Origin of the sequence: Pseudomonas sp. B1(2018), assembly GCF_003097365.1 — a bacterium.
GTDB lineage: Bacteria > Pseudomonadota > Gammaproteobacteria > Pseudomonadales > Pseudomonadaceae > Aquipseudomonas > Aquipseudomonas laurylsulfatiphila.
Map to the genome: position 1 here is coordinate 114,454 of NZ_PYUK01000015.1, position 21,724 is coordinate 136,177.

Here is a 21,724-nt window from a genome sequence, read left to right on the forward strand (position 1 = left end):
ACTCTGGTCATTCGGGGGGCAGGGCGGAGCGTTCGATTTCGCCTTGCAGCAACGCCAGGGCCCGATCGAAGTCGAAGCGCTCGAGCTGCTGCGCTACCCGGCTCAGACGCCTGGCCAATGCATCATCGAGGGACAGGCGCCGTAACTCATCAAGCGCCTCGATGGCGGCGGTGTCACTCTCGGCCAATAATTGCCCGAGCCGGGTGAGCCGGTCACTGAGTTGCGCCTCGTGTTGCGGCGGCTGCGCCCCTGAAGCCGTTTTTTCCTCGGGCAAAAGCGCCAGCGCGCTCAAAACGGGTATCAAACACTGCCTGACCTCGGTCAAGTGAGCTTGCACGCCATCGCTCGGCTCGCCAGCCCGGCACGCTTGTTCCAGCTGGGCTGCAGCCTGTGCCAGCGCCCTGGCGCCGATGTTCCCCGCGTTACCACGCAACGTGTGAGCCATTCGAACAGCCGCCGTCGGATCGGCATCGGTGATTGCCGTTTTGAACTGTGCGACGAAGTTCTTCTGGGTCTCATGGAATGTGCGCAGCAGTCGCAAGTAAAGGGCCGTCTTGCCCGAGCAGGCAGCCAGCCCGGCGACCTGATCGATACCTGCAAGCTCGGCGGGCAACTGTCCGGATGTCTCGGCAACGGTCACCTCCCGCGCCCGGCCGTCACGCCCGGGCCGTGGCTGGATCCACCTGGCCAGCGTGGCGAACATGCTGTCTACATCCAATGGCTTGGACAGGTGGTCATTCATGCCGCAGGCCAGGGCGCGTTCGCGGTCCCCGGCCATGGCGTCGGCGGTCATGGCGATGATCGGCAATGCCGCGAAGTTCGATTGCTGGCGAATCCTGCGGGTCGCGGTATAACCGTCCATCACCGGCATCTGGCAGTCCATCAGCACACCGTCGAAATCGCTGTCCCGGGCCAACCTGTCGAGTGCCTGTTGGCCATCATCTGCCAGTTCGAGCTCGATGCCTGCCTCTTGCAACAAGTCGCACGCCAGCTCCCTGTTCAGTTCGTTGTCCTCCACCAGCAGCAGGCGCGCCCCCTTCAGGCGTGCCACGTTGTCAGCGCTCTGCTCGTTGCGTTCATGGGCGCGGGTAACGGTTTGGGGCGCTTTGCCGAACACTGTGCCTATGGCTTCGAGCAAGGTGGACGGCGTGACCGGCTTGGTCAGCACCACCGGCAGATGTACGTCCTGGTGCCTGGCCTGTTCAAGTAACTCCTCGCGATCAAGGGCGGTGACCATGATGACCGACGGTGTGCGTGCCAGGTTGGCGCAGCGCATCTGGCGGACTGTCTCCACCCCATCCATGCCCGGCATCCGCCAGTCCATCAGGACCAGGTCGAAAGGCAGCGAATCCTTCTCGGCCTGCGCCAGCATGCGCAGGGCCATGCGACCACTTTCGGCGACGTCCACTTCGACGCCGAAGCTGTGCGCCATGCCCGAAAGAATTTCCCGGGCACTGGCGTTGTCATCGACCACCAGCACGCGGATACCCATCAGCTCATCGGCGGTGAACATGCGCCGCGCAGTCGCCGCTGCCTGCAGGCCCAGACTTACGCAAAAGTGAAAGGTCGAACCGCTGCCCAGTGTACTTTCGACCCAGATGCGGCCTCCCATCATCTCCACCAGACGCTTGGAAATCGCCAGGCCCAGGCCGGTCCCTCCGTACTTGCGAGTGGTGGAACTGTCGGCCTGGATGAAAGACTGAAAAATTCTCCGGCATTGCTCTTCGCTCATGCCGATGCCCGTGTCGCGCACCCAGAAATGCAGCTCGACCGTGCCCTCGTCACTCCCGACGCGCTCGATGCCCAGCACGATTTCACCCTGTTCGGTGAACTTCGTCGCGTTGTTGCCCAGGTTGGCCAGGACCTGGCCCAGCCGCAGCGGGTCGCCAATCAGTGCGGTCGGCAGATCGGCTACCGTGCTGTAGAGCAGTTCCAGACCTTTATCCTCGGCCCTCAGGCCCACCACGTTGGTGAAGTTCTCCAGCACGTCTTCCAGGCGGAACGGAATAAGCTCCAGGTCCATCCTGCCGGCTTCGATCTTGGAGAAATCAAGGATGTCGTTGATGATCCCCAGCAGGTTCTCCGCCGAACGATGCACCTTCACAATGTAGTTGCGCTGCCGGTTATCGAGGTCGGTGCGCAGCGCCAGGTGACTCATGCCGATAATGGCATTCATCGGCGTGCGGATTTCATGGCTCATGTTGGCGAGGAATTCGCTCTTGGCCCGTGTCGCCTCTTCGGCGATCTCACGGGCGTGCTGCACTTGCGCCTCGGCGGCCTTGCGGTCGGTGATGTCGTAATACCAACTGGCGCTGATGTTGCGCTCACCGAGTGTCAAGGGTACGGCCGAGAGCAAGACCTCGAAACGTTCTCCTCCATCGCGCTGCAGGCTGGCCTCGAAGTTTAAAACCGCGCCCTTGGCGGCTGCGGCCAGGAAGCGGTCGTGTGCTTGTGCATCGCACCAGAAGCGACTTTCATCCATCTCGCCCAGTTGCTCGCGGCTGACGCCGAACAGGCCCTCCAGCTCCGGGTTGCAGTAACTCAGGCGGCCATCATCGCCACGGATCAGCATGGCCACCGGACTGCTGTCCAATACCGCACGCAACTGCGTTTCGCTGGATTTGAGCGCCGCTTGCATCTGCCGTCGCTCGCTGACATCGCGAACAGAAGCGCAGATGCACGTGCCACGCCCCTCCAGAAGCGGCAAGTGCGACAGGCCGATCTCCACGGAAAACAGACTGCCATCCTTGCGAAGGCCCTTGAGGTCATCGAGTTTCGCGCCCATTTGCCGGGTGCTGCCATGGGCGATGAAGCCATTGCGCAACGCCACATGCCGACCGCGCGCCGCGTCAGGCACCAGCCGCTCGATGGTCTCGCCCACCAGTTCACCCGTGGCATAACCGAACAGCGTGTCCAGCTGCGGGTTGGTCATCAGGATCTCGCCCTCGGCATTGATGACGATCATGCCGTCCGGTGCCGCCTCGAGGATCGCGCGGTACCAGGCCTTGGTGGCACGCAAGGCAGTCTGTTGTGCCTCCAGCTCCTTGGATTGCAGCTCCAGCCGCAAGGCCTGCTGACCCATTTCATCGGCCTGGCGCCGGGTCTCGCTCAGCAAGGATTGCACCGCCAGATGACGCTCCATCACCGCCATGGCACCGGCCAGGCGTGGCATGGCCTCCTGCAACAGCGACTGTTCACGGGCCCCCAGCGCTTGATAACCCGCCAGCTCGAGCATGCCGAGCAGACGCTCACCACGCAAAACCGGCTGTACCAGCAGATAGCTGGCCGGCACTTCACCCAACTGCGAATGCAAGCGTCCGAGCGGCTGCGTCAGCCCCTGCAATTCACGGGGCGCACGATCCAGCGCGCACTGCCCTAGAAGGCCGGCTCCCAGAGCCACCATCGGCGCTGGCGGGTAATCGGGATCGGTCGCGTAACCGCCAATCAATTGCAGGCTTTGATCCTGCTCTTGCAGGCTATAGAGCACGCCCCGGTAGATGCCGAGCATGCTCGCCATATGCCGCAAAAAGACCTGGGCCAGCTCCCGTGGCGTTTCCGCTTGTGGCAAGTCAGCCTGGAGTTGCTCGGTTTGCGCCTTGACCCAGCGTTGGCGTTCCAATTGTTGCGACTCGGTCTGCAGCGTCGCGATGGCACGCGCTAGATCACCGGTTTCATTTTGCAGATCGGTATGGGGAATCGTCCCGTCCAGTCGGCCGGCGGTCAGCTCGTCAACGGCGGCGCGAACCCGGTAAAGGGGCAGGCGAATCGAGCGGCTGATCAACCATCCCATCAACCACGCCAGTGCCAGGCCGCCCAGCAGCAATTGATAAGTGAGCCGGGTGCTGCGCCCGGCAAAGTCTGCGATCTGTTTGGCCGTGTCATGAATGGAGGCCTGTTTGATTCGCGCCATCTCCTTGAGCAAGTTGTCCCCGCGCTCATCCAGCCCCTGGAACCCGATGCTATTGATCATCCGCAAGGCTTGCGCCTGATCCCCAGCGGCCAGTTCCAGTGCTGCCTCACTGTCGTGCAGCAAACGCTTCAACAAAACCTCGAACGTGGCGAATCGCTCCTGGTTTTCCTCGCGCCAGAGGGTCGGTTGTGTCTGTAGCAGCGCCTCTTGAAGATGTTGTCGAGCCTCACGAAATTGCTCGATGCCCTTGCTACGATCATCTGCGTTGTTGCCGCCGACGGCATGCTGCAATCCCTGCATGAGATGCGACATCTGCACCCGTGCTTCCTGCAAGGGTTCAATACCCGCCAACTCATGCTGGTACAGCCTCTGCATATCCGTTTTCAACAAATCCTGGGTACGCAGGCTCTGCACGCCGAGCACCAGAACCAGCGCCCCCAGCGTCGCGAAGCCGAGGATCAGCTTGATACGAAGAGGCAGGCGTTCAAGCTGAGCGAGTACTCGGGTCATGGCAATTCCCGTTAATGAAAAACCGGCGCGTTGACCGTTCAGGGTTTCTGGAGAGTGCGATGCAGGTCGACCAGCCTGGCCATGTCCTGGTCGCTGTCCGTAAAACGCTCGGCGATGACATGGAATTGCTCGGCGTTGGCAAGGAAGGCATCACAGACGTCTGGGTCGAAGTGGCTCGCGCGCCCTTGCCGAATGATCTCCACGGCCTGTTCATGCGGCATTCCAGCTTTGTACACACGACGGCTGATCAGCGCGTCATAGACATCCGCCACCGCCATCAATCGGGCACTCATCGGGATTTCTTCGCCAACCAGTCCCTGCGGGTAGCCGCTGCCATCCCACTTTTCCTGGTGGCTGTAGGCGATTTCCTTGGCCATGCGCAGAAAGTCCACCGAAAGGCCCAACTGATCCTCTGCACGCTGGATGGCATCGCGCCCCAGGGTGGTGTGGGTCTTCATGATCTCGAATTCTTCCGGGGTGAATCGCCCCGGCTTGAGCAGGATGTGATCAGGAATGCCGATCTTGCCGATATCGTGCAGGGGTGCCGACCGGAACAGCTGGCGGATGCTGTCATCGTTCAGGAACGGATTGAAACGCGGGTGATCGCGCAGCAGCTCGGCCAGCAGCCTGACGTAGTGTTGGGTACGACGGATGTGGTTGCCCGTCTCGTTGTCGCGGGTTTCGGCCAGTGAAGCCATGGCCTGGATAGTGACGTCCTGAATGGCTATGACCTCACGGGTGCGGCGCTGGACTTCCTGTTCAAGGAAGTCGTTCTGATCGCGAAGGAAGTCAGCCGCGGCCTTGATCTTCAGTTGGGTCTGCACCCGGGCCAGGACCAGTGGTGGACTGATCGGCTTGGTGATGTAGTCGACCGCGCCCAGCTCCAGGCCCTGGATTTCGTTTTCCATTGACGCCAGGGCCGTGAGGAAAATGATTGGAATCTGGCGGGTGCGCAGATCTTGCTGCAGCTGACGGGCCACCTCATGACCCGACAGCCCCGGCATCATGATGTCGAGCAGGATCAGGTCCGGCAGTGGGTTGTTTTGCAGCACGCGCAACGCCGTTTCGCCGCTGTTGGCGGCCTTGACCCGATACCTGTCCTTGAGCAGGTCGGTCATCAGCATCAAGTTGTCTGGCGTGTCATCGACCACCAGAATGGTGGCCGCAGGATAAACATCCTGTTCAATATCCATGTTTTTTGGCTCCGCTGCCCTATGAAGGACTGCGCAAAGTCCCTCCATAGCAGACAAGCGTAGCTCTATTCATCGCAATTGCCGATGGAGAGCCAAGGCCGCTCAATAGCCGCCCTCGGAAAACACGGAATTGCGAAACGCCCGCTGAACGATTCAGCCAATCTGTTGCAACGACCGGTTGAATCCACAGCCGATAGCGACCGGTGAGCGTGGAAGATCGCTTGAGTCATTTCCCGCCCGGCGTATTACTTGTTTCGGGTCGTGCGTCCTGCGGCACTAGCGATGGTTGCGATAGCGTTCGGTCAAGGACTGCACGAGGGTGACGTAGGATTGCGTCTCGGCGTAGGGAGGCACCCCGTTGTACTCGACCACGGACGCTTCGCCGGCGTTGTAGCCTGCCAACGCCAGCACCTGGTTGCCGTTGAAACGCTTGAGCAGCCAGGCCAGGTAGCGCACACCGCCACGAATGTTCTGTCGTGCGTCGAACGGATCGTCCACGGCGAAGCGCTCGGCGGTGGCGGGCATCAACTGCATCAGCCCCTGGGCGCCGGCTTCGGAAATGGCGTAGGGGCGAAACGCCGATTCGGCATGTATCACTGCCCGGACCAGCGCCCGATCGACACCATAAAGACCCGAAGCGGCTTCGATCTCCCGGCGATAGGATTGGGTGTCCAGGCGCAGTGAGGCGACCTTGAAATCCTTCGGCGCCCTGCACAGGTAGCAGCCCTTGATGAAAAAGAGATCAATGACATCGACCCGTGCGGAAATCCCGACGGGGCGCCGGCTCACATATTGACGAACACCCCTGTGGATGAAGGTGAACACCCGAACCCGCACCGCGCCTGAGTTCTCGTCCTGCACAAACCGTGGCAGGGCCATTGCCTTGGTGCCGACACCGGCGCCGGCCACGCCATTGAGGCGAGTGCAGCGGGCGCTGGCGATGGCTTGGCTGGTGTAGCTGATGGCTCCGTCCCTGGCTTGGCACTTGTACATGGCGCTGGCGCACAGTGGAGCGACCAGCAAGGTCAGCCCGATACAGCCAAGAAGGCTCTTGCGAGCCCATCGCCATGCTCTGCAACTCATCACATCGCTCCGCGCCGCAGGCGCCGATCAGGCCTGGGGCGGATGGCCCGGGCGCTGCCTTTGGAGGGCCTGTTCCGGGTGACCCGCCTTTTGATCTGATAGTTATACGCCTTGTAATCGGCCTTGGGACTTGCGTTGACGTACGGGCTGCCGGCGACTCATGGCTACCGGTCAGCATCGGCAGAAATTGGCCGATCGATGCCTGTCGCGAAGGACTGAAACCAGCCAAAAGCAGCCCCCCAAAGCATCTATCAAACCGGGGACAATTCACTGTATCGTCGAATGGCTGCAGGCGAAGCGTTGATGACGTATCTGGCTTCGCCTATTCGAGAGATCTTTGACCAAACATGCGCGAGCTTTTAACAACGGGTCGGCTGTTGACCGCACAGTACAGCCCCCCGGCCAACACCAACCCCATCGCCCAACTAATGTCGGCGCCTAGCCAGTTCGCTACAAAGCCTGTGTAGAACGAGAGTTTCATGAAGGGAATCGTGCCGATTATCGAAACGGCATAGACCATGAGGGTTCGCCCGTTGAAGCGGGCGTAGCGGCCTTTAGGGTCGTACAGGTCACCTACTTCATAGTGGCCGCGACACACCCAGTAGTAATCAACCAGGTTGATCGCACTCCAGGGAATCAGCAAATACAACTGACCGATCAGAATGTCCGCAAAAAACGTGTCAAAACGGTACTGGGTGGCTATGGCGATCAGGGTCGCAGCAACGGTCAAAATGGCCATCACCAATGCTTTTGCTGGAGCCGTGACGTATTTGAGCCCTCCAAAGGCTCCGAATATCGTGACCGAAGACATATAGGCGCTGTACAAGCAGAGTACGTTGTACTGGATGACGCCAAGCGCGATCACGCCCAGTACCAAAGGTGCCCACGGGCCAAACAACATGGCAATGGCGGTTGCAGGGTCGCGCTCAAGCGCTGCAGGTATCGCTACTGCCAGTAAAGCGCCTAATGCCATCATGGCAAAAGAGCCCAGCGCGCAACCACAATAGGTTGTCCAGAACGTGGCACGGGTGCTCACGTTCGCGGGGAGGTAACGCGAGTAGTCTGCCACGTAGGGGCCGTAACCCAAGGTCCAGGAGGCAGCCTGCGCTATGACCAGGTTAAAGGCCGCCAACGTAAAGCCCGTACCTGAGACGGTTGTTGATGCCGCGTCGCTGGGGTGCAGCAGGATCAAGGCCAAGGCGCTTGCAAACACCAAGGTAGATAACAGGCTCATCCACGCCCCCATACGGTGGATCAGCTCGTAGCCTATAAAACCAATGATGAAAGTCAGAATGCCGACCACCACAATGGCCTGGTCGTCGCTCATTGGCACCAGCGCCTTTAAGGCATCGCGCATCAAGACGCCACTGGCGGCAAGAAATAGCACCGCCGCCGTGACCATTACCAGCAGGGGGATCGCGGCGCCGTAAACACCGAACTGTGCCCGGCTCTGGATCATTTGTGGAACCCCCAAGTGAGGTCCCTGGGCGGAGTGCGCGGCCATGAACACGGTGCCGACCAGATTGCCAATCAGCAGGCCCAGCAATGTCCAGCCGAAGCTCAACCCCGAGGCGATACCCAGCGTACCGACCATCAAAGCGGTCACTTGGAAATTGGAACTGAACCAGATGGTGAACAACCGCCGTGGCGTTCCGTAACGTTCACTGTGAGGGACAAACTCGATACTACGCTTTTCCAGCTTCACGACCGCCTCCTGATTTATTTTTATGATTATCAGATAGGTATCGATAGCTTTTCGGCCCAGCTGCGAACGCCTCATAGCTAGTAGCGCCATACCCTCGCGTAAATTGCAGGCGTTTTCACACAGGCTGGACCCAGAGCTGCCTGTCGCAGTCACCCCTGAATAATCCAGCGATGCCAATAACGGCGTGTGTAGTAAGCCCAGCAGCAATTAATGAATTGAATTTAATAATGTAGTGATTTTGAGTTAACCAACGCCTGTTGCTCACTTCGTATATTCCAGCCACACGCCGGCTGATCTCCCTTCGAAGGCGCACGAAAATAAAAGGTGGAGTTGACGATGAACACTTACAAAATTGCAGCGGTTCCTGGTGACGGTATCGGCGTGGAGGTGATCGACGCGGGTGTTGAAGTGCTCAAGGCACTGGCCGAATGCCTGGGCACCTTTGCCCTGGACTTCAAGCACTTTGACTGGAACTCTGACAACTTCCTCAAAAACGGCCACTACATTCCCGAAGGTGGCCTGGAAGAACTCAAGACCTTCGATTCCATTTTCTTTGGCGCCGTGGGTGCGCTCAATGTGCCGGACCACGTCTCCCTCTGGGGCCTGCGCCTGCCGATCTGCCAAGGCTTCGACCAGTACGCCAACGTGCGTCCGGCTCGCGTGTTGCCGGGTGTAAAAAGCCCACTGAACAACGGCCACGAGATCGATTGGGTGGTGATCCGCGAAAACTCCGAAGGCGAGTACTCCGGCAACGGTGGCCGGGTGCATCGGGGCTTGCCGGAAGAGGTGGCCACCGAGGTGTCGGTGTTTACCCGTGCCGGTGTCGAGCGAATCCATCGTTTTGCCTTCGAGCTGGCGCGTACCCGGCCACGCAAGCACCTGACCATGGTCACCAAGTCCAATGCCCAGCGCCATGGCATGGTGCTGTGGGATGAGATTTTCTACGAAGTGGCGAAGGACTTCCCTGACGTGAAAATCGACAAGGAGCTGGTAGACGCCGTGACCACCCGCATGGTGCTCAAGCCATCCACCCTGGATGTGATCGTGGCCACCAACCTGCACGCCGACATTCTCTCGGACCTGGCTGCTGCGCTGTCGGGCAGCCTGGGCATCGCGCCCACCGCCAACCTGAACCCGGGCAAGAAATTCCCGTCGATGTTCGAGCCCATCCACGGCTCCGCCTTTGACATCACCGGCAAAGGCGTGGCCAACCCGATCGCGACCTTCTGGACCGCCGCCATGATGCTCGAGCATCTGGGCGAGGTGCAGGCATCGCGTCAGTTGATGTCGGCCATCGAAGCCGTGACCGAGGCGGGCGTGCATACCCCTGACCTGGGCGGCACGGCCACCACTCGCCAGGTGACTGACGCAGTCATTGCGCTGCTGCGGCGTTAAACACTTCCTTATCGTGCTATTGCGCCACGGGGGCCGGTCACTCGGACCGGACTCCCGGGCATTTCCTGACAACAATAAAAATTCAGGGTCCGCCATGAAACGCATACTCGGCAAACTCTATGTACAAGTACTCATCGCCGTCGTACTCGGTGCAATCGTCGGGGTGCTGTTTCCCGAAACAGGGACAGCGCTCAAACCCATCGGCGACGGCTTCATCAAACTGATCAAGATGCTCCTCGCCCCGGTGATTTTCCTGACAGTGGTCAGCGGCATCGCACGCATGGAAAACATGAAGGAACTGGGGCGTGTGGGCGTGCGCGCATTGCTCTACTTCGAAGTGGTGTCCACCTTGGCCCTGGCCATCGGCCTGATCGTGGTGGATGTGTTCAAGCCTGGTGCCGGCATGAACATCGACCCCAAGGCACTGGACACCTCCAGCATTGCCACCTACACCACCCAGGCACCGCACAACTCGTTCATGGATTTCATCCTGAGCATCATTCCGGACACCATCGTCGATGCTTTCGCCAAGGGGAATGTGCTGCAGATCCTGCTGTTCTCTATCCTGCTCGGCGTAGCCCTGGCCAATGCCGGCCCCCGCGCCAGGATCTTCATCGACGTCATCGACAGCCTCATGCGCGGCATGTTCAACATCGTCAATATGGTGATGCGTCTGGCGCCCCTCGGCGCGTTCGGGGCCATTGCTTTCACCATCGGTAAATACGGTTTCGGCTCGATGTTCTCGTTGGGCAAGTTGATGGCCTGTGTGTACCTGACCTGCGTGGTGTTCGTGATCTTCGTGCTGGGGCCGATCTGCCGCTACAGCGGGTTCAGCTTGTGGAAGTTCCTGCGCTACATCAAGGAAGAGCTGTTCACCGTACTGGGCACCAGTTCCTCGGAGTCGGTGCTGCCGCAGATGATCACCAAAATGGAACAGGCAGGGTGCTCCAAGCCGGTGGCCGGCATGATGATTCCCGCCGGGCTGAGCTTCAACCCGGACGGCCAGGCCATCTACTACACCATCGCCGCCATCTTCATCGCTCAGGCGACCAACACGCCATTGACCTTGACCGACCAGTTGATTGTCCTGGCGGTGTTGATGTTTACCTCCAAGGGTTCGGCGGGGGTGAGTGGCTCGGGCTTCATCATCCTCGCCGCGACGCTGGCCTCCCTGGGCAACATTCCGGTGTCAGGCATGGTGCTGCTGCTGGGCGTCGATCGATTCATGTCCGAGGCCCGCGCCATCACCAATACCATCGGCAACGGGGTAGGGTGCCTGGCCATTGCGAAGTGGGTGGGGGCGCTGGATACAGCCCGGCTGAAACGGGTGCTCGATGGTGAAGAGCAGGTGGTGGAGGAGGTGGCAGCCGCCAAGGCCCCGAGCTTCACCTTGCAGCCTGAAAATGCCCATCCATTGGGTGGTGTGAAAACAGCCTCCCACATCTGATCGAAAGGTCGTCATTGAGCTGTCGATTTCCCCGTGGAGTCGACAGCATTTTTTTATCCGCGGTCTTCGATGTTATCGATCTGCTTGAAGCGTTCGATCAGAAAGTCGATCAGGCTGCGTACCCGGGCTGACAGGTGCAGTTGCTGCGGGTAGACCGCATACACGTCTGCGCGGGTGGGGGTATGGTCCTCCATCACCAGGCGCAGCCGCCCGCTGCGTACGTAGCGGGCGATGTCCCACTCGGCGCGCAGCAGCACACCGTAACCCTCCAGCGCCCAGTTCAGGGCGACCTCACCGTCGTTGCAACCCAGGGCCCCGCGAACCTTGATGCTCTCGGTCCGCCCGCCGTTGTTGAAGTTCCATACACCGTAGGGGGATTCGTTCTGGCGAATGAAAATGCAGTTGTGGTTTTGCAGGTCGGAGAGTTTTTCCGGGGTCCCATGCTTATCCAGATAAATCGGCGAAGCGCACAGCAACCGCCGGTTCGAGGCAATCTTGCGGGCATGTAGCGCAGCGTCCGGCAGCGTGCCGAAGCGAATGCCCAAGTCGAAGCCGTGGGTGGCGAGATCCAGCGGGTGGTCACTGATTTCCAGCTGGATTTCCACCTCCGGATAACGGGCGTAGAAAGCCGCCAGCGCAGGGCCGATATGCCGACGGCCGAAACCCAGTGATGCGTTCACCCGGATCAGCCCCTTGGGCGTGGCGCGGCTGCTGCTGACCAACTGCTCCATTTCGTCGACCTGGGTAAGAATGCGCGCGGTATGCGCGTAATACAGTTCACCCTCGGGGGTAAGGCTCATGGAGCGGGTCGTGCGGTTGACAAGCTGAACCCCCAGCCGTGCTTCCAGCGAAGCCAGGCGTTTACTGACGGCCGGTGGCGTTACGCCAAGCTCCCTGGCGGTGGCGACCAGGCTGCCCTGTTTAGCCAGCAGGAAGAAAAAACCCAAGTCCTGGGTGTTCGTCATTCATGACTCCAGATTAATTATCGCGTTGTTTTACGCTAAACCATCGCTTGCGTTTCAATTCATATACTCCAACCGATCCTGCGCGAAAAGCCTTTGTGTCTATGCCGTTTTCGCAGACGTGAGCGATTGGCCGGGCACGAGCCGTGAGGATCGTGGGCCTGGTTTTTACTGAGAGGAGGGTGATGCAAGGACCTGCGGTCCAGGCGTGGCAGAAAGGCTCAGGGCATTGGCAGGAAAGGGTGTTGCTGAGGGCATTACATGGGATCGGGAAGCACAACCTGTGGCGAGGGAGCTTGCTCCCGTTGGGGCGCGCAGCGGCCCTGCTCTTTGTTTAAAAAAAACAGGGGTCTGCTGCGCAGCCCAACGGGAGCAAGCTCCCTCGCCACAGGTGATCTGTTCGTACTTGAGTGAACAGAATCACCCACCCGCGGATCATTTAATGAAGCGTACCTGGGCGTTGATCTTCTCGATGATCGACCCTTTGCGCTCGTTGAAGCGCACCTTGTTCTGTTCGAAGAGGTTGTTGCCCTTGGTGTCGATGGAAATGATCAGTGGGCCGAACTCGCGTACCCGGTTCACCCAAAGGGTTTCCGGCATGCCCAGGTCCTGCCACTCGGCGCGCTCGATTTCCTCCACCTTGGTGGCGGCCAATACCGCGCAACCACCCGGGAACACCGCATGCACCGCCTTGTTTTCCAGGCAGCCAGCGGTTGTTTCAGGCCCCATGCCGCCTTTGCCGATGATCAGTTTGACCCCGGTTTGTTCGATGAACTGCTTCTCGAATTTTTCCATGCGCATGCTGGTGGTCGGCCCGATGGACACCATCTCGAAGTTGCCATCATCTTTCTTGCGCACAATGGGGCCGGCATGGAAAATCGCGCCACCGCGCAGGTCTACCGGTAGCTCGCGCTTGAGCTCGATCAGGCGACGGTGCGCCACGTCACGGCAGGTCACCAGTTGGCCTGTGAGGTACACCACGTCACCGACGTTCAGACCGGCCAGGTCCTCGTCCTTGATAGGGGTATTAAGGACTTTGATCACAGTACTACTCCTTCATGGGAGAGGATGTCGTAGGACAGGTCGGCGTTGATGCGGATCTTTCCGCGCCGATGCGCCCAGCAACCGGTGGACACGGCCACGCCAATGGTGGAAGGGTGACGCGCCGATGACTCGATGTTCACCCCCATCACACTGCTGTTACCGGTCAGGCCCTGCGGGCCGATGCCCACCTCGTTCAACCCTTCCTCCAGTAATTGCTCCATGAGTGCCGCGCTTTCGTTCGGGTGGCTGGAGTCCACCGGGCGCAGAATCGCCCGCTTGGACAAACGGGCAGCCGTCTCCACCGACGTCGAGACGCCCACGCCGACCAACAGTGGCGGGCAGGCATTGACGCCGCGCGACGTAATGACGTCAAAGACAAACTCGGTGATGCCTTCATAACCCTGACCAGGCATCAACACCTTCGCCGAGCCAGGCAACGTGCAACCGCCACCGGCCATGTACACATCGATCAATGCATAGTCGACATCCGGAATGATCTCCCAGTCCAGCCACGGAATCTTCGAGCCAGTGTTGGTGCCGGTGTTCTTCTCAATAAAGGTCTCCACCGCGTTATGGCGCAGGGGGCCCTTGATGGTGGCCTCGCGCGTGGCGTTTTCGAGGATGCTCTCCAGCTCGCCCAACAGCGGGAACCGGGCGCCGGCGCTGATGAAGTACTGAATCACCCCGGTGTCCTGACAGCTGGGCCGATCCAGCTTGTCGGCGTAGTCCTGGTTCTCGGCCATGGAGTCATAGACAGCAATGGCCAATGGATTGGTTTCCGCTGCGCGCAACTGGGCAGTCTTTTTCTTCACGTCGGTGGGCAGGCGCTTGCCGATATAGGCCGTGAACTTGGCCATCACATCAGTCAGCGAATCAACGGCTGAGTCTTTATCCACTTTGATTTCCTCACTGCATCTCAAGGCTTGTTTTTTTGTTTGGAGCTTTTGGTTGTGCAAAAGGACGCCGGCATGCCCAAGGGGCAATTCCATATGAAAGATGTGGTTAAGGCGCTGAATTAAAATTATCAGCTGAGCTAAAAGGATTGAATGGGGTCGTGGTTATTACACTGTTTACTTAAAGTTAATTATCGGGAGTGAAGTCGAGAGACGGATTGCTGGGTTGGAAAGACGCGTGAAATGGCTTTGGACGAGGGATGTGAATCGGGCATGGGGGAGTAGGTGAGAACCGGGCATCTCAACAGTGGGTATCGATTTTGATGGATTGCATTTGATCGGAAACGGACGACGGCTCAGGGGTGTGAGGTGTTGCGAGTAGGTCAGGAGGGGATGGCTTCTTCGGTTTTATTCCATGAAGCATTGCGGGTGGCCTGAATGGCTGCCACTGGCTGCTTTCTGCCTGTGGCGGCCGGCTGAAAACGACCGGTCATTCGTGACGGGCAGAAAACGGCCAAAATCTTCCCGTCACAACAGACCGGAAATGGCCCAAAGCTCTCATCGTAAGTCCACAAAAGGAGGGCATGGTTTTCGCTGATTTCAGCGTCGCGCAGACAGCTGTTGCGGCGCCAGAAATGCATCGTGGAAATAGTTACGAAACGCCTGCATCGCCGGGCTGAATTCGCGCTCGCGATGCCACGCCAGTCCGACACTCATCGGCGTCACCTTGTCGGTGACTGTCAGGGTTTCGATGCGTTTTCCTTCCAGTGACCAGGGGCGGTGCACCAGGTCCGAGAGGATTGCCACGCCGCTGCCATTGGCGACCATGCTGCGCACCGCTTCGACTGAACTGGTACGCACCCGCACGTTTGGCTGCTGATGCGCATGTTCCCAGTAGCGCATGGCGCTTTGTTCGGCTTCGTCGACGGTCAGCAGGATGTAGGGCTCTTTCGCGACGTCGGCGAGGCTGACGGCCGAGCGTTCGCATAGCGGATGATGGCTGGGCAACCAGAGCCGACGCTCGGAGTTGAAGAGGATTTCCGAGACGATGTCCGGGTGCGTCAGGTTCGCGGTCAGCACCACTGCCATGTCGAACCGACCCTCCAGCAGGCCTTCCTCGATGGCCGTGCGCTCCTGTTCGTGGACCTCGATGGCCACGTCCGGGTGCCAGTGTTCAAGGCGTTGCAGGTGGTGCGGCAGGAAGTACCCGATCACCGTGTAACTCGCTGCCAATCGCAACAGGCCACTGGCGCGAATGTCCGGCAGCGGGCTGTTCAACGCGTCATCGACGCTGCGCAGAATCACATAGGCACGATTGAGAAAGTGCCGACCGGCATCGGTCAGGCTCATGCCCTGGGCCGAGCGCTGGAACAACAGTGTGCCGAGAATCCCCTCCAGTTCCTTGATCGCGGTGGTCACCGCCGACTGGGAAATATTCAAATGAATCGCGGCTTGCGAGATTTGCCCGATTTCGGCCGTAGCGACGAAATAGCGGACCTGGCGCAGGGTCAGTGACATGAAAACTCCGGACGACGAGGTATCTGTTTTTCAGAAGATGGCCCATCTGATAATAGATCTTCCCAAGGGGGTGGCTGGAATTTAACGTGGCCTGCATGAAGTCACAAGCGTCAGGAGCAAGCGTCATGCAGGCAGTAGATTTCAACTCGGACATGGGCGAAGGCTTCGGTCCATGGACCATCGGCGACGGCGTCGACAATGAACTGATGGCCTTCATCAGCTCGGCCAACATCGCCACCGGTTTTCATGCCGGCGATCCCGGCACCATGCGTCGCACGGTCGAACGGGCGAAAAGCCTGGGCGTGGCCATCGGCGCGCATCCAGGGTTTCGCGACCTGGTCGGTTTTGGCCGCCGACATATCAATGCCCCGGCGCAGGAACTGGTCGACGACATGCTTTACCAGTTGGGTGCCTTGCGTGAACTCGCCCGGGTTCAAGGCGTGGCGCTGCAACACATCAAACCCCATGGCGCGTTGTACATGCACCTGGCCCGGGACGAGGAAGCCGCCCGTTTGCTGGTGGAGAACCTGCAGCGCCTGGAGCCTGAGTTGCTGCTGTATTGCATGCCCGACTCGGTGATCTGGCGCGTCGCCAAAGAGCTGGGGCAACCGGTGATTCGCGAGTTCTATGCCGACCGCGAATACGACTTGAGCGGCTCCATCGTCTTCACCCGCAACGTGCGCGCCTACGACCCGGCCCAGGTGGCCGCACGTGTGCTGCGGGCCTGCCAGGAAGGTGTGGTGCGCACGGTCGAAGGTGAAGACCTGGCGATTGAATTCGACTCCATTTGTTTGCACAGCGACACCCCTGGTGCTCTGTCGTTGGTTGAGGCCACACGCAGAGCGCTGGATAACGCCGGGATCAAGGTTCGCGCTCCGCGCTGAAGCTGGACGAATGCCCCGGCACACAGACGCCAGGGATTGAATACCGACTCATTTTTGCCTGCCTTTCTACAACTATTCCAAAAGGAACAGACATGGCCGAACACACTGTCATCACCCCATTGCCAGGAACTTTCTATCGCAAAGCCACACCCGAATCGGCGAACTACGTCGAGGTCGGCGCGCAAGTCAGCGCCGACACGGTGATTGGCCTGATCGAGGTCATGAAGCAGTTTTCCGAACTGACCGCCGGGACGGCCGGTCGCCTCAGCGCCTTCCTGGTAGAAGACGGTGATCCGGTGGAGCCGGGTCAGGTCCTCGCAACACTCGACGACGAGTGAGGGCACGATCATGACTCAAGGCATTCGTAAATTACTGATCGCCAACCGCGGCGAGATTGCCGTGCGGATTATCCGTGCCGCCAAGGAGCTGGGGATTCCCACCGTTGCCGCATGCAGCGAAGCGGACATCGATTCCCAGGCGGCGCGCATGGCCGACGAGGTGCACATTCTCGGCCCGGCCCGTGCCGATAAAAGTTACCTGAACGTCGAGGCATTGCTCGGCGCCCTGAAAGCTAGGGGCGCCAACGCGGTCCATCCGGGATATGGTTTTCTCTCGGAGAACGCCGATTTCGCCGAAGCGGTGCTCGCGGCCGGTGCGATTTTCGTTGGGCCAAGCCCCGATACCATCCGCCGCATGGGCGACAAGGCCGAGGCGCGGCGTACTGCGCAGGAGGCCGGCGTACCGGTGGTGCCGGGTTCGCCCGGTGAACTGTTCGACGTCACGTCGGCGCTCGAGGCTGCCGAATCGGTCGGCTATCCACTGTTGATCAAGGCTTCGGCCGGTGGCGGCGGGCGCGGTATTCGGCTGGCGGAAAACGCCGAGCAACTGAGCGAAGAATTTCCCCGTTCCCAGCGCGAGGCACAGGCAGCATTCGGCAACGGCGCGGTGTATCTGGAGCGGTTTATCAGCCGCGCCCGGCACATCGAAGTACAGGTGTTGGGCGATGGACAGCACGCCGTGCATTTGTTCGAGCGCGAATGTTCGCTGCAACGACGTCGGCAGAAAATCTTTGAAGAAGCACCGTCGCCGGCCCTCGATCCGCAGCAGCGCGAGACGCTTTGCGCCAGCGCCGTACGCCTGGCCGAGTCGCTGGGCTACAAGGGCGCCGGCACCCTGGAATACCTGTACGACGATGCCACCGGCGAGTTTTTCTTTATCGAGATGAACACGCGGATTCAGGTTGAGCACCCGGTCAGCGAGCTGATCACCGGTATTGACCTGGTTCAAGCCATGTTGCGCATTGCCGGTGGTGAGCCGCTGGGCTTCAAGCAAAGCGACATCCAGCTCCAAGGTGCCGCGTTGCAAATGCGCCTGAATGCCGAGGACCCGGCACGGGATTTCTTCCCCAGCCCCGGTCTGGTCGAATCGTTGATCTGGCCGCAAGGCAAGGGCGTTCGCGTTGACACCCATCTCTATCAAGGTTACCGCGTGCCGCCGTACTATGACTCGCTGCTGGCCAAGCTGATTGTCCATGGCTGTGATCGTGCCGAGGCCCTGGCTCGCGCACGGGTGGCAGTAGAGCAAACCACGCTCACCGGCATGGCCAACACCTTGGCGCTGCACGGAGAATTGCTGGAACAACCGTGGCTGCACAGCGCCGACTTTCACACCGGCACCCTGGAAACCTGGCTGGCCGAGCGCCGCAGCGGAGGTGAAGCATGAGTACTCTCATCCGCTACAGCTTTGGCGCCGATGAGCATTTGTTTGCCGAAGTCAGCGACAGCATGTCCCTGGACGCGTTCTTCAAAGGACTGGCCGTCACCCGCGCCGTGGAACGGCTGACGCTGGATGGCGTGCTCGATATCTGCCTGGCCAACGCCTCATTCCAGATTCGTTTCGACCCGGATCGCATCGCCCCTCACACCTTGCTCGAAGCGGTAAAAATCGCCGAGGCCGGAGCCGTTGCCGAGCGCACTTTGCAGACGCGGATTATCGAGATTCCGGTGCTCTACAACGATCCCTGGACCCACGAAACCCTGATGCGTTTTCGCGACCGCCATCAAGACCCGAGCGCCACGGACCTGGAATACGCCGCACGAATCAACGGTCTGGCCGACGTCGATGCATTCATCGCGGCCCACAGTGGCGCGCCGTGGTTTGTCTCGATGGTCGGCTTCGTTGCCGGGCTGCCGTTCATGTTCCAGATGGTCGAGCGCGAGCGTCAGTTGCAGGTGCCCAAGTACCTGCGTCCGCGCACCGACACACCGAAATTGACCCTTGGTCACGGCGGTTGCTTTGGTTGCATTTACTCGGTGCGCGGCGCCGGCGGTTATCAGATGTTTGGCGTCACGCCCGCGCCGATCTACGACCCGCAACAGAACCTCGCGTACCTGAAAGAACACATGGTGTTTTTCCGTCCAGGCGACATCGTGCAGTTCAAACCGATGGACCGTGAAGCCTACGACCACGCGGTGGCCGAAGTGGAAGCCGGTTGTTTTGATCTGCGGATTCGGCCAGTGGAGTTTTCGCTGGACGCGTTCCTCGCCGATCCCGTTGGCTATCCCAAGTCGTTGCAGGAGGTGTTGGCATGATCAAGGTCCTCAAACCCGGCCTCGCCACTTCGGTACAAGACCTGGGCCGCGAAGGGTATTACCACTTGGGCATTCCGCCATCCGGCGCGCTGGATCAATACGCCTTGAGCGCGGCCAATCAACTGGTCGGCAACCCGGCAGGTTTGGCGGCGCTGGAATGCACGCTGCTCGGGCCTGAGTTGGAGTTTCAGCAGGATGCATTGGTGGCGGTCAGCGGCGCGCACATGACGCCACGGGTCGATGGCGTGGAAATGCACCACGACACCGCGTTCATGGTGAAAGCCGGGCAAGTACTGCGCTTTGACTTTCCCAAGGCCGGTGCTCGTGCCTACGTGGCGGTGGCTGGCGGCATTGATGTGCCGGTGGTGCTCGGCAGTCGCTCCACCTATGCGCTGGGCGCTCGGCGGTTTTCAGGGGCGACGCCTGATTGCAGGCGACGAATTGCCGGTGGGCATCGCCAGTGGCAGGAGCCGCGCCGGGGCCAGTTTGCCCATGGCGTTACGGCAATCATTGGGTGGCGAAATCACCCTGCGGGTGGTGCCCGGCTTGTACTACCACCGCTTGACCGAATCGGCGGCGAAGAGCTTTTTCGCCGAGCCGTGGACGGTCGGTTCGGAAGCTGACCGCATCGGCTATCGCTTCAAGGGCGGTAGTGCGCTGAGCTTTCAGCCCCGGGAGCAGCCGTTCGGTGCCGGTTCTGATCCGTCGAACATCGTCGACAGTTGCTACCCGATCGGTTCGATCCAGGTGCCCGCCGGGCTCGAACCCATCGTGCTGCACCGTGATGCGGTGTCCGGTGGCGGCTACGCGATGATTGGCACGGTGATCAGCGCCGACCTCGATTTGATCGGCCAGATGCAACCCAACCAGAAGGCCCGCTTTGTCGCGGTAACCCTCGAAGAGGCGCTGGAAGCGCGACGTTCCTATAAGAAAAAACTCAGCTGCCTGAGCAAGCTGTTCCCTTCCTGATTCTGCCCGCCGTCTAGCGCGGGCCATGCCAAACGGTACGCCAACGCCGCACTTCGGTGCGGTGACGGCTGCCCGCGCTTCAACCTTTGACTGGTTTTGGAGTTCACGCATATGGCTGCTTTATCGCAATCGAGTCAAACCGGGCAAGACCCGGCGCATCATCCTGTTCCCACCGAAGCGCGCATGGGGCGACTGTCCCTGACCATGGCCTGGTGGGCGGTGTGCAGTGCGATGTTTTACATCGTGGTGGGTGCTTCATTGGCGTTGTCGTTCGGTGCGCGCAATGCGCTGATCGGCATGGTCCTGTCGGTGATCAGCTATGGACTGGTCAACAGCGTGCTCAGCCGCTTTGCGATTCGCAGCGGTTTGTCGGTGGCGTTGTTTTCACGGCTGTTGTTCGGCAGCACCGGAGCGTGCCTGGCGACATTGATTTTCTTCTCGACCGCGATCTATTACGCGGTGTTCGAAGGTTCGGTGATCGCCGTCGCGCTCAATCACCTGTACCCGGAACTGGTCTATCCGCTGGCGGCATTGGTGGTGGTGCTCTACAGCGTGCCGATGATCCTGGGCAGCGTGCAGCACTGGCTGGACAAGCTCAACGGTGTGTTGCTGCCGGTGTATCTCGGTGGTTTGCTGGTGGCGGTGGGGCTATCGATCAGCCGTTATGGCTACCAGCCGCAATGGCTGGATTTCGGCCCGGCAACGCCTGGTGCATTCGGCTGGTGGGATTGTTTTGTCGCCTACATGGGCGTCTGGGTGTTGATGCTGTTCACCTTCGACTATGCGCGTTTCGGCAAGCCTGAAGACGCCGAGTACCACGGTCGCTGGAACTTCGGCATGCCGTTCTACGCGGTGACGTTTCTGCTCAACGGCGCGGCGGGCATTTACCTGGTCAGCAGCATTCCCCACGAAGGCGCGCTGAACGAAGTCTCGGTGGTGATGGCGATTTTGCAGTTGATGGGCCTGTGGGGATTGCTGTTTGTCTGGGCCACACAAACCCGGATCAACACCGCCAACTATTACTTGGCAACCCTGAACATGCAGGCGTTCTTTGGTCGAATTGGCCTTCGCGGTTCGTACCTGATGTGGGCAGTGGCGGTGGGGGTGATCGTCTACGGCTTGATGCTCGCGGACGTGTTTGCCTACCTCCTCAAGGCGTTGGCCTATCAGGGGATTTTCGTGGTGGCCTGGGTGGGTGTGGCGTTGGCGCAGATTGTCTACGGACGCAGTGACGTGGCAGCGCTCGAACGGGTGGTCGCGTTTAACCCGGTGGGCTTGACGGCCTGGTTTGGCGCCACCGCATTGGGTCTTGGGTTGATGTTTTCCGGCAGCGGCCTGAGCAGCTTTTCCGCGCCATCTACCGTGATAGTTGCATTTGCCTTGCAAGCCGGCTTATCCCATCGAAGCCGGTTGCGGTTAGGGTTGGCGGAGTAGAGTTTTGCAGTCACTCATCCCGTACCAGCCTGCTCTAACAAGGTAGAGCGGGCAATGGGAAGCTCATTACAAATTCGCTGATGGGTTTTCAGTGACTGTTTCCGGCCGTTTTCTGCCTTTGGTGACCGGCTGAAAACGGCCAAGAGCAGACGCTCTCCCAAGGGCTGTTTTTGACTTTGTTTTCAA

The 21,724-nt window shown here is 60.0% G+C and carries 15 protein-coding genes and 1 pseudogene; 8 read left to right on the forward strand and 8 right to left on the reverse strand.

The window, feature by feature from the left end:
• Positions 1–7: 7 nt before the first annotated feature.
• The 4 genes from C9422_RS22415 to C9422_RS22430 all read right to left on the reverse strand — a co-directional run bounded on the left by C9422_RS22415 (position 8) and on the right by C9422_RS22430 (position 8,401).
• Positions 8–4,420: a response regulator gene (locus C9422_RS22415; RefSeq protein WP_116582191.1), complete on the reverse strand. Its 4,413-nt coding sequence runs from the start codon at positions 4,418–4,420 to the stop codon at positions 8–10.
• A gap of 38 nt (positions 4,421–4,458) precedes the next feature.
• Positions 4,459–5,613 (reverse strand): two-component system response regulator, encoded by a 1,155-nt coding sequence (locus C9422_RS22420; protein ID WP_116582192.1) that lies wholly within the window; start codon positions 5,611–5,613, stop codon positions 4,459–4,461.
• A 276-nt stretch (positions 5,614–5,889) separates the two neighbouring features.
• Positions 5,890–6,696, reverse strand: coding sequence for a lytic transglycosylase domain-containing protein (locus C9422_RS22425; protein ID WP_116582193.1), 807 nt, complete (start codon positions 6,694–6,696; stop codon positions 5,890–5,892).
• Between the two features lie 322 nt (positions 6,697–7,018).
• The gene (locus tag C9422_RS22430; RefSeq protein ID WP_116582229.1) at positions 7,019–8,401 is read right to left on the reverse strand and encodes a cytosine permease; all 1,383 of its coding nucleotides are present in this window, start codon (positions 8,399–8,401) and stop codon (positions 7,019–7,021) included.
• Between the two features lie 336 nt (positions 8,402–8,737).
• Here C9422_RS22430 and C9422_RS22435 point away from each other — a divergent pair, with 336 nt between their 5' ends.
• Entirely contained in the window at positions 8,738–9,796 is a 1,059-nt protein-coding gene (locus C9422_RS22435; RefSeq protein ID WP_116582194.1) for a tartrate dehydrogenase, read from the forward strand.
• A 94-nt stretch (positions 9,797–9,890) separates the two neighbouring features.
• Complete coding sequence (locus tag C9422_RS22440) at positions 9,891–11,243, forward strand: dicarboxylate/amino acid:cation symporter (RefSeq protein WP_007972982.1); 1,353 nt, start codon at positions 9,891–9,893, stop codon at positions 11,241–11,243.
• A 53-nt stretch (positions 11,244–11,296) separates the two neighbouring features.
• Here the strand turns inward: C9422_RS22440 and C9422_RS22445 are convergent, their stop codons facing one another.
• From C9422_RS22445 to C9422_RS22460, 4 genes are all read right to left on the reverse strand, one after another.
• Positions 11,297–12,208 (reverse strand): LysR family transcriptional regulator, encoded by a 912-nt coding sequence (locus C9422_RS22445; RefSeq protein ID WP_007972980.1) that lies wholly within the window; start codon positions 12,206–12,208, stop codon positions 11,297–11,299.
• Positions 12,209–12,640: 432 nt separating this feature from the next.
• The gene (gene ttdB / locus C9422_RS22450) at positions 12,641–13,249 is read right to left on the reverse strand and encodes a L(+)-tartrate dehydratase subunit beta (RefSeq protein WP_007972978.1); all 609 of its coding nucleotides are present in this window, start codon (positions 13,247–13,249) and stop codon (positions 12,641–12,643) included.
• On the reverse strand, positions 13,246–14,145 hold the full coding sequence (gene ttdA / locus C9422_RS22455) for a L(+)-tartrate dehydratase subunit alpha (protein WP_116582195.1): 900 nt from the start codon (positions 14,143–14,145) through the stop codon (positions 13,246–13,248). The genes ttdB and ttdA overlap by 4 nt, the downstream gene beginning before the upstream one ends.
• Before the next feature lie 597 nt (positions 14,146–14,742).
• Positions 14,743–15,660 carry a LysR family transcriptional regulator gene (locus C9422_RS22460; protein ID WP_007972975.1) on the reverse strand — a complete coding sequence of 306 codons (918 nt, stop codon included), beginning with the start codon at positions 15,658–15,660 and terminating at the stop codon, positions 14,743–14,745.
• Between the two features lie 125 nt (positions 15,661–15,785).
• Between C9422_RS22460 and C9422_RS22465 the strand changes: the two genes are divergently transcribed.
• From C9422_RS22465 to C9422_RS22490, 6 genes and pseudogenes are all read left to right on the forward strand, one after another.
• On the forward strand, positions 15,786–16,544 hold the full coding sequence (locus tag C9422_RS22465; RefSeq protein WP_007972974.1) for a 5-oxoprolinase subunit PxpA: 759 nt from the start codon (positions 15,786–15,788) through the stop codon (positions 16,542–16,544).
• Positions 16,545–16,636: 92 nt separating this feature from the next.
• Entirely contained in the window at positions 16,637–16,882 is a 246-nt protein-coding gene (locus C9422_RS22470; RefSeq protein WP_116582196.1) for an acetyl-CoA carboxylase, read from the forward strand.
• A gap of 10 nt (positions 16,883–16,892) precedes the next feature.
• The gene (locus tag C9422_RS22475) at positions 16,893–18,266 is read left to right on the forward strand and encodes an acetyl-CoA carboxylase biotin carboxylase subunit (protein ID WP_116582197.1); all 1,374 of its coding nucleotides are present in this window, start codon (positions 16,893–16,895) and stop codon (positions 18,264–18,266) included.
• Positions 18,263–19,135: an allophanate hydrolase subunit 1 gene (locus C9422_RS22480; protein WP_116582198.1), complete on the forward strand. Its 873-nt coding sequence runs from the start codon at positions 18,263–18,265 to the stop codon at positions 19,133–19,135. The genes C9422_RS22475 and C9422_RS22480 overlap by 4 nt, the downstream gene beginning before the upstream one ends.
• A pseudogene (locus C9422_RS22485) lies at positions 19,132–20,104 on the forward strand (biotin-dependent carboxyltransferase family protein). The gene C9422_RS22480 and the pseudogene C9422_RS22485 overlap by 4 nt, the downstream one beginning before the upstream one ends.
• 111 nt (positions 20,105–20,215) lie before the next feature.
• A complete protein-coding gene (locus C9422_RS22490; protein ID WP_116582199.1) occupies positions 20,216–21,538 on the forward strand; it encodes a cytosine permease in 1,323 nt (440 codons plus the stop codon).
• Positions 21,539–21,724: the final 186 nt, after the last annotated feature.

Excerpts from the sequence above, each read along its gene's own strand:
- C9422_RS22470 (WP_116582196.1), top strand. The coding sequence starts at position 16,637 with ATGGCCGAACACACTGTCATCACCCCATTGCCAGGAACTTTCTATCGC.
- C9422_RS22420 (WP_116582192.1), bottom strand. The coding sequence starts at position 5,613 with ATGGATATTGAACAGGATGTTTATCCTGCGGCCACCATTCTGGTGGTC.
- C9422_RS22440 (WP_007972982.1), top strand. The coding sequence starts at position 9,891 with ATGAAACGCATACTCGGCAAACTCTATGTACAAGTACTCATCGCCGTC.
- C9422_RS22445 (WP_007972980.1), bottom strand. The coding sequence starts at position 12,208 with ATGACGAACACCCAGGACTTGGGTTTTTTCTTCCTGCTGGCTAAACAG.
- C9422_RS22435 (WP_116582194.1), top strand. The coding sequence starts at position 8,738 with ATGAACACTTACAAAATTGCAGCGGTTCCTGGTGACGGTATCGGCGTG.
- C9422_RS22415 (WP_116582191.1), bottom strand. The coding sequence starts at position 4,420 with ATGACCCGAGTACTCGCTCAGCTTGAACGCCTGCCTCTTCGTATCAAG.
- C9422_RS22460 (WP_007972975.1), bottom strand. The coding sequence starts at position 15,660 with ATGTCACTGACCCTGCGCCAGGTCCGCTATTTCGTCGCTACGGCCGAA.
- C9422_RS22465 (WP_007972974.1), top strand. The coding sequence starts at position 15,786 with ATGCAGGCAGTAGATTTCAACTCGGACATGGGCGAAGGCTTCGGTCCA.
- C9422_RS22490 (WP_116582199.1), top strand. The coding sequence starts at position 20,216 with ATGGCTGCTTTATCGCAATCGAGTCAAACCGGGCAAGACCCGGCGCAT.
- C9422_RS22425 (WP_116582193.1), bottom strand. The coding sequence starts at position 6,696 with ATGAGTTGCAGAGCATGGCGATGGGCTCGCAAGAGCCTTCTTGGCTGT.
- C9422_RS22480 (WP_116582198.1), top strand. The coding sequence starts at position 18,263 with ATGAGTACTCTCATCCGCTACAGCTTTGGCGCCGATGAGCATTTGTTT.
- C9422_RS22475 (WP_116582197.1), top strand. The coding sequence starts at position 16,893 with ATGACTCAAGGCATTCGTAAATTACTGATCGCCAACCGCGGCGAGATT.